Genomic DNA, 15,513 nt, shown 5'->3' on the forward strand with positions numbered 1-15,513 from the left:
GCCGATTCTCGGCCCTGGTGCCCCTCAGGGCCGGTGGTCTGCAGCGGCATAGGGAGAGCCGGCGGTCGGCGCCGTCCCTACACTGCGCCGCGTCATTTGTGAGGGTTGCCCCATGAAAACTGTCATTGCCGCTGCGCTCTTGTCCCTGTCCGGCGCCTGCGCCTTCGCTGCGGGGCCCAATCTGGTGGCCAACGGTAGCTTCGAGGTCGTTGACGGCCCCACCAACTACTGGCTCATCACCGAGAAGCTGTCCGGCTGGCAAGTTAACCCGGACATCGAGGTACAGAACGATTTCGAGGGCAACTTCGCCCAGGACGGCAAGTACTTCATCGAGCTGGACACTTTCAACAACAGCACGATGACGCAGACCATCCACGCCACCGGCTGGGTCGAGCTGAGCTTCTGGTATTCCGCGCGCGCCAACCGCACCGGCGGGGCCACGCAGACGTTGGGCTACAGCTTCGGCGCGCTGTCGGGCACGGTGCTGTCGGACGCGGTGAGCGGCGCCACGACGCAGTGGCAACACTTCACCGGGCTTGTGGACGTTGGCAAGAGCGGCAGTGCCGAGCTGCGCTTTGCGGCGCTGGGTCCGTCGGACCAATTCGGCGGCCTGCTCGACAACGTGTCGGTCACCGCGGTGCCCGAGCCGGCCAGCGGCTGGCTGGCGCTGGCCGGTGCCGCCGTGCTGGGCGGCTGGCATCGCCGTCGCCGCGCCGCCGGCCGTTGAGCGTCGCGAGAATGGGTGCATGAACGGCACCCGCCTGGACGACGGCCTCGCCCGCCTGCGTGCGCTGGCGCGGCCGCAGGCTCTGGCCGGCATGGCCGGCTTCGGGCTCACCGGCGACGCGCGCCTGGGCGTTGCCGTACCGGCGCTGCGTGCGCTGGCGCGCGAACTGGGCCGCGATCACGCCCTCGCACTGGCACTGTGGGACACCGACATCCCCGATGCGCAGATCCTGGCCGGCATGGTGGCCGAGCCAGCGCGGTTGACCGTGGCCGAGATGGACCGCTGGGTCGCCGGCATGCGGAGCTGGGACGTCTGCGACCAGGTCTGCCTGAACGCCTTCGTCAGGAGCCCGCTGGCGTGGGACGCCATCCCGCGCTGGGCGGCGCGCGAGCCGGAGTTCGAAAGGCGCGCCGGTTTCGCGCTGTTGGCGGTGGCGGCGGTTCACCAGAAGCAGCGGGCGGACGCGGACTTCATCGCCCGGCTCCCCCTCATCGAGGCCGCCGCGTGCGACGACCGCAATTTCGTCAGGAAGGCCGTCAACTGGGCGCTGCGGCAGATCGGCAAGCGCAGCGGGCCGCTGCGTGAGTCGGCGCTCACTGTGGCGCAACGGCTGTGCGATCGCTCGGAGAAGTCGGCGCGCTGGATTGGCACGGACGCCCGGCGGGAGCTGCTGGCGCGCCGCTGAATGCGGCGTGCAACCGCCGCGCTGACGACCGCGCGTGGAGCCGCGCTGGCAAGGACTGCCAAAAAAGCGACTCTGACCCCACTTTCCATCCCTCCTTGGAGGGAGGCGCGGGGGATGTGCCGGCGGGCGTCCCCCGTGGCTCCGCCCTCTGGGCGATGTCCCCCGAAAGGACCGGCCGCGATGCTGACGGCGTGACGTTGTTCACGACGTTCCAGCACGACACGGAGCCCGCCATGCAATTCTTCAGCTCGTCGCAGTTCTCCTGGACCTCTTCCAAGGCGCCCGCCGCCATGCCCGTGCGCCCCGGCAGTGCCGCTGGCGTGACCAAGCCCGACAGCTGCGGCTGGTTCGACTCCAGTTTCGACCTCGCCTGCGGCCTGGAGGTCAGCGAGCACGACAGCACGCTGTACCAGCTCTGGGAACTGTCCCAGCACTGAGCGTGGCCGCGATGGCCGCCTCAGCCCACCGGCCGCTCGCTCTCCTGCGCGGCGATGACCGCCTCGCGCCACAGCCGCGCCGGGATGAAGGTACGCAGTTGCTCCATCGCCTTGGCGATCAGCGCCGGATGCAGGCCGTGGTCCAGGTGGGGCAGCAGATCGGCCGTGACGTCCGCGCCCAGGTCCACCAGCGATTGCGCGGCGTCCACGACGTGGTGGTAGGAGAAGCGCGTATCCGCCAGGCCGTGCAGCAGGTGCACGCAGACGTCCTGCGGCGCGTGCTCGGGCCGCGACAGGTAGCCGCCGGCAAAGGCCAGCACGCGGCCCACGAGCGCCGGCTCGGCCTGTACGGCCTCCAGCGCCAGCAGCGCGCCGTCGCCCACGCCGGCCAGCGCGACGCGCTGCCAGGGCAGGTCCAGCTTGCGGGCTTCCAGCCGAAGGCGGTCGATGAGATGCGGCAGGGCTGCCGCCACGTTGTCGGCCGTGGGCGCCGGCTCGTCCCACCAGCGGCAGCGGCCTTCGGCGTCGCGCAGCGGCGGGTGCAGCGTGATGGTGACGGCCCGCGGGTACTGGGCCTGCAGGGCGGCGGCCAGCGGCGCGAGCGTGTCGGGGCCATCGGGCGCGATGCCGCTGTCGGTCAGCAGCGCAAACATCAGGTCGGGCTTGGCGGCGTCGGGTTCGGGCGTCATATGGGGATTGTCCGCCGCGGTGCCTCGCCGTGGCCCGGGCGGCCGGCCTACACCTTGATCGTGAACGGGTTGAAGTTCGTGTCGCGGTCGTAGAAGTCCACGCCTTCAGCACGTTTCAGGAAGGCCACGACCTTGGCCGTCGCCGGGTACATCACGGCCTCCCAGATCGTCTTGAACAGGTACTGCGTGATGATGACGGCGAACAGCTGCTCGTTGGGCCAGATGCCGTAGAACGCGATCAGGAAGAACACCCCCGTGTCCACCAGCTGACCTACAACCGTCGAACCGACGATGCGGGCCCACAGGTACTTGCCCTGCGTGGCGATCTTCATCTTGGCCAGCACGAAACTGTTGGCGAAGCTGCCGCAAGCGAACGCGATCATCGAGCCGGCGACGATGCGCCAGGTGTTGCCGAACACGGCCTCCAGCTGCGGCTGGTAGGCGGCCATGAAGTCGTTCTGCGCCGGCGGCAGGTGCACGACGACGAAGGCCATGAAGGCCGAGAACAGCAGCGCGCCGAAGCCGGCCCACACGACGCGCCGGTCGCGGCCGTAGCCGTAGACCTCGGTCAGGATGTCGCCAAAGATGTAGCTGATCGGGAAGAAGAACAGGTCCGCGCCGAACGTGACGGTGCCGATGACCGGCAACGTGAGCTGGGCCGCCTTGGCCGCGCCGATGAGGTTGGAGCAAAGCAGCACGCAGACGAAGGCCGCCATGATCAAGTCGTAGTACTTGAAGTTGCGCGGGGCGGAGGCGTTCATGGCGGGGGGCTTTCAATCCTTGTCGATTGGGCCCGCAGTTTGCCCGTTCTTCCCCCGCCCCTCGCGGCAGGTCGTCATTGCGTCAGCCGCAGCAGGGTCTGGTGCAGCTTGGGCGTGTCAATGGGCTTGGTCAGGAAGTCGTTCATGCCGGCCGCGAAGGCGTCGTTGCGCTCGGAGACCAGCGCCGCCGCCGTCAGCGCGACGATAGGCAGCTCCTCGGCGTTGAAGTGCTTGCGCAGCTCGCGCGTCGCGTCGTGGCCGCCCATGACCGGCATCTGCACGTCCATCAGCACGATGTCGAACGGCTTGCCCACGCTGGCTGCTGCCAGCACGGCCTCCACCGCCTGGCGGCCGTCGCTGGCCTGCGCCACTTCCATGCCCCACTGCTCCAGCTGGGCGACGGCGATCAGCATGTTGACCGGATGGTCCTCCGCGATCAGCACGCGGCGCCCGTGCAGCGCGTCCTGCGTCGCGCCGGCGGCGCGCGGCTCGCGTGGCGGGTGCGCCAGCGGCGCGGGGGCGGCCGGCAGCGGCAGCTCCGCCCAGAAGGTGGAGCCCTCGCGCAGCACGCTGCGCATGCCCACATCGCCGCCCATCAGCGTCGCGAGCTCACGGCAGATCGACAGGCCCAGGCCCGTGCCGCCAAAGCGCCGCGTCGTCGACTCGTCCGCCTGAGTGAAAGGCTGGAACAGCCGCGGCTGCTGCTCGGCGGCGATGCCCGGGCCGGTGTCCGTCACCTCGATGCGCACCCACTCGCCGGCGCTGCCGCGCGCATTGCGGCTCAGCGCCTGCACGTTGACGGTGATGCCGCCGCGCTCGGTGAACTTCAGCGCGTTGGTCAGGTAGTTCGACAGGATCTGGCGCGTGCGCAGCGGGTCACCGAACACCCAGGCCGGCAGCGCCGGGTCGATCTGCACGGCGAACGTCAGTCCGCGCGCCTGGGCCAGCGTCAGGTAGGCCAGCCGGATGGAGGCCAGCAGCTCGCGCAACGAGAACGGCTGCGTCTCCAGCGTCAGGCGGCCGGCTTCGATCTTGGAGAGGTCCAGGATGTCGGAGATCAGGCCCGACAGGCTTTCGGCGCTGTCCATCATCTGGTTCAGGTAGTCCAGCCGCTGCGCCTCGGAGATGTCGGGCTGCTGCGCCAGGCGGCCCAGGCCCAGCAGGCCGTTGAGCGGCGTGCGGATCTCGTGGCTCGTGTTGGCCAGGAAGGCGCTCTTCGCGCGGCTGGCCGCCTGCGCGGCGTCCTTGGCGTGGGCGAGCTGATCTTCCACGCGGCGACGCTCGGTCACGTCCTCGACGATCCAGATCGTGCCGCCGCGGCTCGGGTGCGCCGGGTCGACGATCTGTGCCAGCAGCCGCGCCAGGAAGGTCGAGCCGTCGCGGCGGCGCATCGTGCGCTCGAACTCCACCTGCTCTCCGGCCGTCAGCCGCGGGCTCAGGTCGCGGCTGATGGAGTGCCAGTCCTCCACCGTCGGCCACACGACGCTGCCGTGCTGGCCGATGAGCGTACCGCGCTCCCAGCCGAACATGTCTTCGATGCGCGGGTTGGCCAGCACGAACTGCTGGTCGCGCGTCAGCGCAATGCCGATGGACGCGTTCTCCAGGATGGCGCTGTGCACGAGCCGCGTGCGCTCGCTCTCCGACACGTCGCGCGCATACAGCACGAGGTAGTGCTGCCCGTCCATCTGGAACGGGGCCACCGACACCAGCATCGACACGGCGCTGCCGTCCTTGCGGCGGAAGCTGACGGGCACGTTGTTCGCGATGCCGTCGCGCCGCACCGACTCGCGGATGGCGTCGCGGTCGCCGGCGTGGTGCCAGATGGCGATCTCGTCGGGCGTGCGGCCCATGACCTCGTCGCTGCTCCAGCCGGTGAGATGCTCGAAGGCCTTGTTGACCATCGCGTAGCGGCCGCTGTCCGCCTCGGTGAGCGTGATGACGTCGGGGCTGGTGGCTACCAGGTGAGACAGCAGGCTCTCGCTGCGACGCAGCGCATCCTGCGCGCGGCTCTGCTCGGTCTGGTCGGTGAAGAAAGTCAGCGTCGCCGGGCCCGAGGCGGTCTCCACGCGCACGCTGGTCGCCTGCACGAGGCGCCGCCGCCGAGACAGCGTGCGCAGCCGGTACTCGGCCATTGGCTGCATCGCGCCCGGCGCCAGCGCCTCCAGCCGCGCGGCCTGCTGGCGGGCCGTCTCGTCGTCGCCTGGCTCGTAGTGGCTGAACAGGTCCTGGCCGATCATGCTGGAGCGCTGCGCATAGCCGAACATGGCCATGGCCGCCGGGTTCGCGTCTACGACACGGCCCCAGCGGTGCAGCACCAGCGGGCTGGGCGAGCGGCGGAACAGCTCGCGGTATCGCGTCTCGGTGGCCAGCACGGTCTGCTCGGCCGCCACCTCGTGCGTCACGTCGCGGCCCACGCCCCAGTAGCCGCGGAAGTTGCCGTGCGCGTCGAAGCGCGGCTCGCCGCTGATCGATACCCAGCGCGTGCTGCCATCGACGCCCTGGCGCCGCGCCACCATGCCGTGGAAGGGCCGGTGCGACTCCAGGTCCGCGCGGTGGGCGTCGAGCTCGTCGTCCGACAGGCCGCTGGCGTCCACCTCCCACGGCGTGCGGCCCAAGCGGGCCTGCAGGTCCAGCCCCGAGCTGCCGGGCCGCTCCTCGGCCACGTGCGTGAAGCGGAAGTCGCGGTCCATCTCCCAGTACCAGTCCACCGCCATGCCAAGCAGGCCGCGGAAGCGTGCGGTGCGTTCGTCGGCTTCGGCCAGCGAGCGCTGCAGCATCTTCAGCATGCCGAGGCCGGCGATCAGGCCGGACACGAGCAGCGCCGCCTGCACGATGACGCGCATCATCAGGTCCGCCGCGGGCATGGGATGCGTGGCCCAGCCCAGCGCCTCCGCCGCGGCCAGGCCGGCCACCGCCGCCGTCCCCAGCGCCGCCAGCACGAGCCCGGCCGACAGGCCCAGCAGCCCGGTCGCGAAGGCGATGACGAGGCTCATCAGCGGCAGGCTCAGCGACCACAGCCCGACGTCGCGCGACACGGCGATGACGACCGGCAGCACCATCACCAGCGTCAGCATGAGCAGCGAGACGGCGGGGCGATCGCGTTGCTGCGGCGAGCGTGCCGTCATGACGAGCCGCAGCATGGCCAGCAGCGCGATCAGCAGCGCGAGCGCCGGCGGCGCCCAGCCGTCAAGCCATTCGTCCGGCTGGCGCGTCAGCGCCAGCAGCGCGGCCACCGGCATGAAGATCGGCGCGCAGGCCAGCAGGAAGACGCGCGACGCCTGCCAGCGCATGCTGCTCTGCAGGCGCGCGCGTTGCCGCTCCGGGGGCTCTGCGTGGCCGACCAGGCTGCCGACGTGGTCGACGCCGCTGCGCGGCATGGTCAGGCCAGGCTCAGGCGCGTGGCCTCGGCCACCGCGCGGGCACGCTCGGCGAAGTCGGCGCCGCTGCTGGCATACAGCACAGCGCGAGATGAGTTGACCACCAGCGGCGCCGCGCGGCCAGCGGCCTGCACGACAGCGGCAGCATCACCGCCCTGCGCGCCGACGCCCGGCACCAGCAGCGGCAGTGTGGGTGCCAGCTCGCGCACTCGGGCGATCTCGCCGGGGTAGGTGGCGCCCACCACGAGGCCCAGCTGGCCGTTGCGGTTCCACTGCGTCTCGGCCAGACGGGCCAGGTGCTCGAACAGCCGCGGCTGCCCCGGCACGTCGGCCAGGCGCTGCATCTGCCAGTCGTCACCGCCCTTGTTGGACGTGCGGCACAGCAGGATGGCGCCCTTGCCCTCGTAAGCGAGGTAAGGCTCCACGCTGTCGAAGCCCATGAACGGCGACAGCGTCACGGCATCCGCGCCGTAGCGTACGAAGGCCTCGCGGGCGTACTGCTCGGCGGTCGAGCCGATGTCGCCGCGCTTGGCGTCGAGGATGACGGGCACGCCCGGCGCGACCGCATGGATGTGCGAGATGAGGCGTTCGAGCTGGTCCTCGGCGCGGTGGGCGGCGAAGTAGGCGATCTGCGGCTTGAAGGCGCAGACCAGGTCCTTCGTCGAGTCGACGATGGCCGCGCAGAAGTCGAAGAAGCGGCTCGCGTCGCCGGCCCAGGCGCCGGGCAGCTTGCTGGGCTCGGGGTCGAGGCCGACACAGAGGCGGGAGTGGGGTTGGAGGGCCTGGAGTTGGCGGACAAAGGTCATGGGAGGGCGTAGGCCGACACGGGCGTGGTGCGTGAAAGCACGAATTCTGCAAAAGCCTCGGCCGGCAGCGGCCGGCTGAAGAGGTATCCCTGCACCGCCTGGCAGCCCTGGCGGCGCAGGAAGGCCAGCTGGCCTTCGGTCTCGACACCCTCGGCCAGCGTCTGCAGGCCCAGTGCCGACGCCATGCGGATGACGGCATCGACGATGGCGCGATCCTCGGCATCATCGGTCAGGTCGCGCACGAAGGACTGATCGATCTTCAGTTTGCTGACGCGGAATTTCTTCAGGTAGGCGAGCGACGAGTAGCCGGTGCCGAAGTCGTCGATGGACAATCGCACGCCGCGGCCGTGCAGCTTGTTCATGACGGTGATGGCGACGCTGGGATTGTCCATCGCGGCGCCTTCGGTCAGCTCCAGCTCCAGCCGTTCGGCCGGCATGCCGACGTCGGCCAGCGTGCGCTCGACGAGGGCCGGCAGGTCGTCGTGGCGGAACTGCACGGCCGACAGGTTCACCGCCATCGACAGCGCCGGCAGGCCGGCCTCGTCCCAGCGGCGCAGCTGCGACAGCGCCTCCTGCAGCACCCATTCGCCGATGGGCAGGATCAGGCCCGAGGCCTCGGCGATCGGGATGAACTCGGCCGGCGACACCCAGCCCAGCTCCGGATGCCGCCAGCGCAGCAGCGCCTCGGCGCCGACGACATGGCTTTCGCCGCTGCCTTCCAGCGCGAACAGCGGCTGGTAGTGCAGGCTCAGCTGGCCGCGCTCCAGCGCCCGGCGCAGCGCGTTCTCCAGCAGCAGCGCGCGGGCCGACTGCGCCTGCATCTCGCTCGTGAAGAAGCGGTAGGCATTGCGGCCGTCGCGCTTTGCGCGGTACATGGCCGCGTCGGCGCACTTGCACAGCGTGTCGAAGTCGTCGCCGTCGGTCGGGAACATCGCGATGCCGATGGACGGCGTGACCGTCAGCTCCTGCTGCTCGACGTGGAACGGGGCGCCGGCCAGCGCCATCAGCTTGGTGGCCAGGTGCGCGGCGCCGGCCACGTCCGTCAGCGGCAGCACGACGACGAACTCGTCGCCGCCGGTGCGGGCGACGGTGTCCTGCTCGCGCACGGCGGCGCGCAGGCGCGCGGCCAGCTGGCCCAGCAACGTGTCGCCGACGCGGTGGCCCAGCGAGTCGTTGACGTTCTTGAAGTGGTCCAGGTCCAGGAACAGCACGGCCACCGGCTCGTCGCTGCGGCGCGCGATGTCCAGCGCCTGCGTCGCACGGTCGGCCAGCAGGTGGCGGTTGGGCAGGCCGGTCAGGCCGTCGAACAGCGCCAGCCGTTCGGCACGGGCCTCGGCGGCTTGTTGCTCGGCGACCTTCTGCTCGAGCGCAGCGACGGTCTGGCGCAGCTGCTCCGTGCGCTGCTCGACGAGCGCCTCCAGCTGCGCCTTGGCCGCCACCAGCTGGGCCTCGGCCTGCCTGCGGGCGGTGATGTCATGCACGATCCAGATGGAGCCGCGCGACGGGTCCGCCGGTGCGATGGCCTTGCTGCGCACTTCGCACCAGACGGGCGTGCCGTCCTTGCGACCCAGCAGCATCTCCCCGTGGAAGGCCTCGCCGCGCGCCAGCGGCGCGTAGCACCGCTCGCCGGCGGCGCGCCAGTCGGCGTCGCTGAGGTGCCAGGCGCGGGAGAGCTGACCGTCCAGTTCACCGGGGCCATAGCCGAAGAGCTGCTCGAAGGCCTGGTTGCAGCGCGTTACGCGGCGCTCGCGCAGGAAGGCGATGCCGACCATCGCGTGGTCGAAGATCAGCTGCTGCTCGGCATGCAGCGCGGCCAGCGCTGCGTCGGCCAGCTTGCGCTCGTGCACGTCTTCGACGATCCAGATCGAGCCGTCGGCCGGGTCCTCGGGGTTGATCAGCCGGCCGGTCAGGTGCGCCCAGAACATCTGGCCGTCGCGGCGGCGCATGCGCTGCTCGCTGCGGAAAGTCTCGCCGGCCGCCAGCACGGGGTAGGCGCGCCGGCCGAGGCCGCGGGCCTCCTGCTCGCTCTCGTAGAGCTCCACGCTGCTGCGGCCCATGGCGGCGGCGGGGCCGTCGAAGCCGTAGATCTCGGCGTATCGCTGGTTGCAGCGCACCAGCGTCTTGGCCTTCACGTAGACCACACCCACCCCGGCGTTAGCCAGGATGACATCCAGCTCCCGCAACGCCTGCACGAGCGCGGGGTTGTCGCTGGGGTCGGGCGCGGAGCTCATGGAGTCGTCATGGGGGCAGCGTCGGGCGGGCCGCGGAGTATCCGCGCCTGGACCGTTTATTGTGTGGCTCCATGCCTATCCTCCAGACTCAACGGCTGGTGCTGCGTGAATTCACACCGCTGGACGCCCCCTTCCTGCTACGCCTCGTCAACGAACCGGGCTGGCACCGTTACATCAACAACCCCGGTGTGCACGACGTAGACGCCGCGCTGGCTTGGGCCGAGGGTCGGCTCTTCAAGGCCTACCGCGAGCAGGGGCACGGTTTCTGGGCCGTGCAGCGGCGCGACGACGGCGTGCTCGTGGGCATGTGCGGCCTGTTCAAACGCGCCGTGCTGCCTGAGCCGGACCTGGGCTACGCGCTGCTGGCCGAGTACGAGGGCCACGGCTACGCGCTGGAGGCTGCACGGGGCTGCGTCGCGCATGCCCGCGTGCTGGGCTGGCCGGCATTGATGGCCATCACGGCCGTCCAGAACGAACGCAGCGTCGCGCTGCTGGCCAAACTGGGCTTCTTCGAGCAGGGGCAGGAATGGTTCGAGGGCTACGACGAGCCCTCGCGAGTGTTCCGGCTCGTGCTGTGAGCCCTTGATCAGTTGGGGGCAGAGCTACTCGCTACGCTTGATCGATCCGTCCCGCAATGCCCTCACAATGCCCTCAGATTCGCTTGGCCAGCTCCTGCGCCAGGCCCGTGTAGCTGCCGGGCGTCAGCTTCAGCAGGCGGGCCTTCTCGGCCTTGGGCAGGTCCAGCCCTTCGATGAAGGCGCGGATGGATTCCTGCGTGATGGCCTTGCCGCGCGTCAGCTCCTTGAGCTGCTCGTAGGGGTTGGGCAGGCCGAAGCGGCGCATGACGGTCTGAATTGGCTCGGCCAGCACTTCCCAAGCGGCGTCGAGGTCGTCGGCCAGTGCGGCCTCGTTGACCTCCAGCTTGCCCAGCCCCTTGGCCAATGAGTCATAACCCAGCAGTGCGTAGCCCAGGCCCACGCCCATGTTGCGTAGCACGGTGGAGTCGGTCAGGTCGCGCTGCCAGCGGCTCACCGGCAGCTTCTGCGAGAGGTGCGTCAGCACCGCACTGGCCAGGCCGAAGTTGCCTTCCGCGTTCTCGAAGTCGATGGGGTTGACCTTGTGCGGCATCGTCGAGCTGCCGATCTCGCCCGCCTTGGTCTTCTGCTTGAAGTAACCCAGGCTGATGTAGCCCCAGACGTCCCGCGACCAGTCGATCAGGATGGTGTTGGCGCGCGTGAACGCATCGAACAGCTCGGCCATGTAGTCGTGCGGCTCGATCTGGATCGTGTAAGGGTTGAACGTCAGCTTCAGCTGCTTCTCGATGACGGCCTTCGAGAAGGCTTCCCAGTCATGGCGGGGCCAGGCCGACAGGTGGGCGTTGAAGTTGCCGACGGCGCCGTTCATCTTGGCCAGCGGCTTGACGGCGGCGATGCGCGCGCGGGCCGTCTGCAGGCGCGCGACGACGTTGGCGATTTCCTTGCCCACCGTCGTCGGGCTGGCCGTCTGGCCGTGCGTGCGGGAGAGCATCGGCGTGCCGGCGAACTGGTGGGCCATGCCGCGCAGCTTCTCGATGATGCCGTCCAGTGCGGGCAGCATGACTTCGTCGCGTGCGGCCTTCAGCATCAGCGCATGGCTGGTGTTGTTGATGTCCTCGCTGGTGCAGGCGAAGTGCACGAACTCACTGGCGGCGAGCAGCTCGCGGTGCACCGGCGTGTCGCCCTCGAAGCTGCGCTTGATCCAGTACTCGACGGCTTTCACGTCATGGTTGGTCGTGCGCTCGATGGCCTTGATGGCTTCGGCATCGGCCTCGCTGAACTTCTTGACGAGGCGGCGCAGCCGGCTGCGCGCGGCCGACGACAGCGGCTTGAACTCCTTGAAGCCGGCGTCCGACAGCGCGATGAACCACTCCACCTCGACTTGCACGCGGCGGTGCATCAGCCCGTACTCGGACAGCAGCGGGCGCAGCGCGGCCACCTTGGCGGCATAGCGGCCGTCCAGCGGAGAGAGGGCGCTGATGGCGGAGTAGTCGGAGGTCGTCATGGCGGGCCGGCGGGTCGTGGAAAACCCGCGATTCTAGGTTTCAGCGTTCGCTGAAGAACCGCACCCGCTCCTCGTCCGCGGGGTGGGTCGAGAACGCGATGGCCACCGGACCGTCCTCCACCTTCGCCTTGTGCCGCTCGGCCAGGCGCTGGAAGAACACGGCCATGCGCGACGTGTCCACGCCGCCGGCGCGCGCCAGCGCGCGGCCGTAGAGGTCGGCCTGCCGCTCGTTGTCGCGCGAATAGGCGTTGGTGGCCAGCAGCGCCGGCGCGGCGGCGAGCAGCGATGAGAAGTCGCCAACGATGACCGAGGTCACGACGCTTACCGCGCCCGCGCGCAGCAGCATGCGCAGGCCGTGCCGGTGCTGCACATGGCCCAGCTCGTGGGCCAGCACCGTCATGACGGCGTCAGGCTCGTCCTTGAGCAGCGCCAGCAGCTCGTCGGTGATGACGATGTCGCCGCCGGGCAACGCGAACGCATTGGGCCCGAGCGGTTTGCCGCCGTCGCGGAAGTGGATCTGCGCGTCCTCCGGCACAGCCTGCCCGCCGTGAGCGCGGGCGCGAGCGAGCGCCGCGTCCCAGCGGCTGCGCCAGGCCTGCTGTTGCGAGGCGCTCAATTGCGTGCGGTGGAGCCATTGGCCGTCCAGGCTGCTCAGCAGTTGCCGGCTGATGGCGTGCTCGGTCGAGCGCGGCAAGGCATCGACGGTGATGTCCACCGCCCACGGCAGGCCCCAGCGGTAGGCCGCCGCGAGGCTGGCTATCAGCAGCACCAGCGACAGCGTGGCCAGCCGCCAGCTCTGCTGCCAGCGCACGACCAGGCTGTCGCCACGCCCCGACGAAACGGCCCAGGCATCGAACGCCGCAGCATCGGCAAAGCTCAGCAGGCCGCCGCCCGGCAGCAGGATCTGCCGCTGGCCGTGGCGTTGGCGTTCGGGCCAAGTCACGGCGGCCAGCGGGGCGCTGTGCTCGCCGAAGTGCAACTCGCCGCCTCGTACCCAGGCCTCGACGGGCCGCGGTCGGGCGCTGCGGCCGTCGAACCAGTCGGCGGCGAGGCGCGGCTCGCTCATCAGAGGCCCATGTCGATGCCGAAGAAGTCGCCGGCGATGTCGCCCGTCGCATCGGCATGGCCCGCATGGGCGGTGGCCACCCAGTCGGACGGGTCGCCGTCGCTCTCGATCGACACGGCTTCCAGTCGCATCCGCGCCGCCGAGACCGCCGCGAAGGGGCGGTACAGACCCAGCGTCAGCGCCGTCAGGCCCCAGTTCTTGAGCGTCAGCCAGCACAGCGACGAAAAGCTCAGCGTGCTGTGGAAGCGCAGCGATTCGCTGCGCGTGCCGTTCCACACTAGGTTCTGCATGCGCGCTGCGGTGTAGGGCATGACGATGGCGAAGTACAGCACGTAGCCCAGCAGCATGCCGACACCGACGGTAATGCTGGATCTCGGGCCGCCTCCCATCGTCACCGCTAGAGCGCTGAACAAAGACACCAGCACGCCGGCGCCGATGGCCGGCAGCAGCGACACGCCGAACGCCTTCAGGCCGAGAAGGTAGACCTTGGCGATCGACAGCTTGATGCGGCTGTGCTGGTCGGCGATGCGATAGCCGTTGTGCTGGTAGCGCTTGAACAAGGCCAGCGAGCAGGGCATCAGCAACATCAGTGCGAATGCGGCCGCGATATACAGGCCCATCGCCGGCGAGAACTGCGGCGCGGCTTCCTGCGCATCTCCCGGGGTCATCTGTGTGGCGGTGGCGATCAGCACGGCGGCGGGCAAGTAGCTGGGCGCGCAGGCGAGATAGGCCCCCTTCAGCGGCGCCTCGAAGCGCATTCGCAACCCGCGCCAGCTGGTGTTGCCCAGCCGGAACTGCAGCGAGGCCCGCCACAGCGCCGGCCACACGACACACAGGATCAGGAAAGCGACAAACGCCGCCGCCGGGGACACCTTGCCGGCCCCCGTGTAGGCGGCCATCAGCACGACCAGCAGCAGGAAGCCGCGAAACATTTTCCACGGGTCGCCGTGGAAGCTCAGCGCCTGGCCGTCCACCAGCGTGTTGGCATAGAAGTAGCGGATGCGCCGCGCCTTGGCGAAGGGCAGGTATAGCCCGAGCGTCACCAAAGTCAGCAGCAGGTTGACGGCCCAGATGCGAAAGTACTCGCTGCCGGAGCCCGTGAAGCGGATTTCTAGGACACGCGGCGCAGCGGCTGGCGCGGGCAAAGGGCTTTCCACCGCCATCGGGGCGGTGTTGTCGTCGAGCATGGCTTCTCCCTGGATGCGTGCGCCACCGTCTGGCGCGGTGGGCCGGGCAACACTCTGGAGGCCGCCGACAGCGCTGGCAACCCCTGCTTCCCAGGGCCTGTCGGCCTGGCCCGACAGGCCTTTTTCACCGGCCAAGGCGCTAGGGGGCGCTGGCTAGAATCTTTTCGACCTGTGATCCCCGTGTTTGCTCTATGACCGCGATGAAGTTGATCGGTTCGCTCGCCAGCCCTTACGTGCGCAAGGTGCGCATCGTGATGGCCGAGAAGAAGCTCGACTACCAGCTGGTGCTGGAGGACGTCTGGGGCAGCGACGCCATCCTGAAGATGAACCCGCTCGGCAAGGTGCCCTGCCTGGTCATGGAAGGCCAGGACTCGATCACCGGCGCGGTGTTTGATTCGCGCGTCATCGTCGAGTACGTCGACACGCTGTCGCCCGTGGGAAAGCTCATCCCCGAGCGGGGCCGCGAGCGTTGCGAGGTTCGCACCTGGGAGGCGTTGGCCGATGGCGCCATGGATGCCGGCGTGCTCGTGCGCCTGGAGCGCACGTGGGCGCACCGCCTGGCCGAGCAGCGCAGCGAGGCCTGGATCGATCGCCAGCTCGTGAAGGTCAACGCCGCGCTGGCTGCGATGAGCCAGGGCCTGGGCGAGAAGGCCTGGTGCTCGGGCAACCATTTCTCGCTGGCGGACATTTCCGTCGGCTGCGCGCTGGGCTGGCTGGAATACCGCTTCCCCGAGATCGCCTGGCGCGAGACGCACCCGAACCTCGCGCGTCATATGGACAAGCTGTCCCAGCGCCAAAGCTTCATCGACACCGCGCCGGTCTGACGCGCAGCGCGGGCAGTCAGGCGATCAGCAGCTCGCGCGAGCGCACGTGCAGCAAGCGCACGAGGCGCCAGATGCGGCGCTCGATCTCGGCCACGTCCAGCCCCCACAGCGCGCAGATTTCCGGCAGCAGCAGGCCCTGGGCCAGTAGCGTCAGCAGATGGCGGCTGGCCTGCTCAATCTGGCGGCCGGCGGCCGTCGTGTCCAGCGCCGAGACGGCCTGGCGGGCGATGATCAGCGGGCTGCGCTCGATGCCGAAGGCGGCCAGCGCCTGGCGGGCGAGCTGGGGGTTGAGCATCGCGCGGCGCGCGTGCAGGCGCTGCAGCGACTCGACGAGGCCCGCGCCGCTGCCATCGTCCACGTGATAGGCGTTGGCGCCGGCGGCAAGCGCGGCGAAGAGCTGCAGATCGTCGGCCGTGGGCGTCAGCAGCAGAAGCTGGGGCCGCACGGGCAGCCGGCCCAGCTCGTGGGCGACGCGCATCGCATGGCTGTCCACCAGCCGCAGGTCACTGGCGACGATGTCGGGCGCCAGCGTGACCAGCTCCGGCAGCGCATCGGCCAGCACCGCGTTGCTGCCGGCCAGCGTCACGCCCTCGGACTTCAACAGCAGCGAGCGCGTGCGCTGAAGCGTGGTCTCGCTCAGACGGAGAAGGTAGACGGTCGGCATGGCGGCTCGGGGTACAGCG

The 15,513-nt window shown here is 69.8% G+C and carries 14 protein-coding genes; 5 read left to right on the forward strand and 9 right to left on the reverse strand.

Annotated features, from left to right (window positions below):
* The first annotated feature begins 112 nt into the window (after positions 1 to 112).
* The 3 genes from LXT13_RS15065 (at position 113) to LXT13_RS15075 (ending at position 1,849) form a co-directional block, all read left to right on the forward strand.
* Positions 113 to 727: a PEP-CTERM sorting domain-containing protein gene (locus tag LXT13_RS15065; protein ID WP_233372773.1), complete on the forward strand. Its 615-nt coding sequence runs from the start codon at positions 113 to 115 to the stop codon at positions 725 to 727.
* A 19-nt stretch (positions 728 to 746) separates the two neighbouring features.
* Positions 747 to 1,412, forward strand: coding sequence for a DNA alkylation repair protein (locus LXT13_RS15070; RefSeq protein WP_233372774.1), 666 nt, complete (start codon positions 747 to 749; stop codon positions 1,410 to 1,412).
* 233 nt (positions 1,413 to 1,645) lie between these two features.
* Entirely contained in the window at positions 1,646 to 1,849 is a 204-nt protein-coding gene (locus tag LXT13_RS15075) for a hypothetical protein (RefSeq protein ID WP_233372775.1), read from the forward strand.
* Positions 1,850 to 1,869: 20 nt separating this feature from the next.
* Here the strand turns inward: LXT13_RS15075 and LXT13_RS15080 are convergent, their stop codons facing one another.
* The 5 genes from LXT13_RS15080 to LXT13_RS15100 form a co-directional block, all read right to left on the reverse strand.
* Positions 1,870 to 2,538, reverse strand: a complete 669-nt coding sequence (locus LXT13_RS15080) for an alpha/beta hydrolase family protein (protein ID WP_233372776.1) — start codon at positions 2,536 to 2,538, stop codon at positions 1,870 to 1,872.
* 47 nt (positions 2,539 to 2,585) lie between these two features.
* Positions 2,586 to 3,299, reverse strand: coding sequence for a queuosine precursor transporter (locus LXT13_RS15085; RefSeq protein WP_233372777.1), 714 nt, complete (start codon positions 3,297 to 3,299; stop codon positions 2,586 to 2,588).
* Between the two features lie 74 nt (positions 3,300 to 3,373).
* Positions 3,374 to 6,676 (reverse strand): PAS domain-containing hybrid sensor histidine kinase/response regulator, encoded by a 3,303-nt coding sequence (locus LXT13_RS15090; protein WP_233372778.1) that lies wholly within the window; start codon positions 6,674 to 6,676, stop codon positions 3,374 to 3,376.
* A 2-nt stretch (positions 6,677 to 6,678) separates the two neighbouring features.
* Positions 6,679 to 7,482 carry an orotidine-5'-phosphate decarboxylase gene (gene pyrF, locus LXT13_RS15095; protein ID WP_233372779.1) on the reverse strand — a complete coding sequence of 268 codons (804 nt, stop codon included), beginning with the start codon at positions 7,480 to 7,482 and terminating at the stop codon, positions 6,679 to 6,681.
* Positions 7,479 to 9,713 (reverse strand): putative bifunctional diguanylate cyclase/phosphodiesterase, encoded by a 2,235-nt coding sequence (locus tag LXT13_RS15100; RefSeq protein ID WP_233372780.1) that lies wholly within the window; start codon positions 9,711 to 9,713, stop codon positions 7,479 to 7,481. The genes pyrF and LXT13_RS15100 overlap by 4 nt, the downstream gene beginning before the upstream one ends.
* 71 nt (positions 9,714 to 9,784) lie before the next feature.
* Here LXT13_RS15100 and LXT13_RS15105 point away from each other — a divergent pair, with 71 nt between their 5' ends.
* Positions 9,785 to 10,291, forward strand: coding sequence for a GNAT family N-acetyltransferase (locus LXT13_RS15105; protein WP_233372781.1), 507 nt, complete (start codon positions 9,785 to 9,787; stop codon positions 10,289 to 10,291).
* Positions 10,292 to 10,364: 73 nt separating this feature from the next.
* Here the strand turns inward: LXT13_RS15105 and purB are convergent, their stop codons facing one another.
* Genes purB through LXT13_RS15120 form a run of 3 tightly spaced genes read right to left on the reverse strand, consistent with a single transcriptional unit; the run spans position 10,365 to position 14,006 of the window.
* Complete coding sequence (gene purB, locus LXT13_RS15110) at positions 10,365 to 11,753, reverse strand: adenylosuccinate lyase (protein WP_233372782.1); 1,389 nt, start codon at positions 11,751 to 11,753, stop codon at positions 10,365 to 10,367.
* Positions 11,754 to 11,793: 40 nt separating this feature from the next.
* Positions 11,794 to 12,819, reverse strand: coding sequence for a M48 family metallopeptidase (locus LXT13_RS15115; RefSeq protein WP_233372783.1), 1,026 nt, complete (start codon positions 12,817 to 12,819; stop codon positions 11,794 to 11,796).
* Positions 12,819 to 14,006 (reverse strand): YjgN family protein, encoded by a 1,188-nt coding sequence (locus tag LXT13_RS15120; RefSeq protein WP_233372784.1) that lies wholly within the window; start codon positions 14,004 to 14,006, stop codon positions 12,819 to 12,821. The genes LXT13_RS15115 and LXT13_RS15120 overlap by 1 nt, the downstream gene beginning before the upstream one ends.
* A gap of 200 nt (positions 14,007 to 14,206) precedes the next feature.
* Here LXT13_RS15120 and LXT13_RS15125 point away from each other — a divergent pair, with 200 nt between their 5' ends.
* On the forward strand, positions 14,207 to 14,830 hold the full coding sequence (locus tag LXT13_RS15125; protein ID WP_233372785.1) for a glutathione S-transferase family protein: 624 nt from the start codon (positions 14,207 to 14,209) through the stop codon (positions 14,828 to 14,830).
* A gap of 16 nt (positions 14,831 to 14,846) precedes the next feature.
* Here the strand turns inward: LXT13_RS15125 and LXT13_RS15130 are convergent, their stop codons facing one another.
* Positions 14,847 to 15,494, reverse strand: coding sequence for a hypothetical protein (locus LXT13_RS15130; RefSeq protein ID WP_233372786.1), 648 nt, complete (start codon positions 15,492 to 15,494; stop codon positions 14,847 to 14,849).
* Positions 15,495 to 15,513 lie beyond the last annotated feature (19 nt).

Origin of the sequence: Pelomonas cellulosilytica (genome assembly GCF_021353265.1) — a bacterium.
GTDB classification, from domain to species: Bacteria; Pseudomonadota; Gammaproteobacteria; order Burkholderiales; family Burkholderiaceae_C; genus Pelomonas; species Pelomonas cellulosilytica.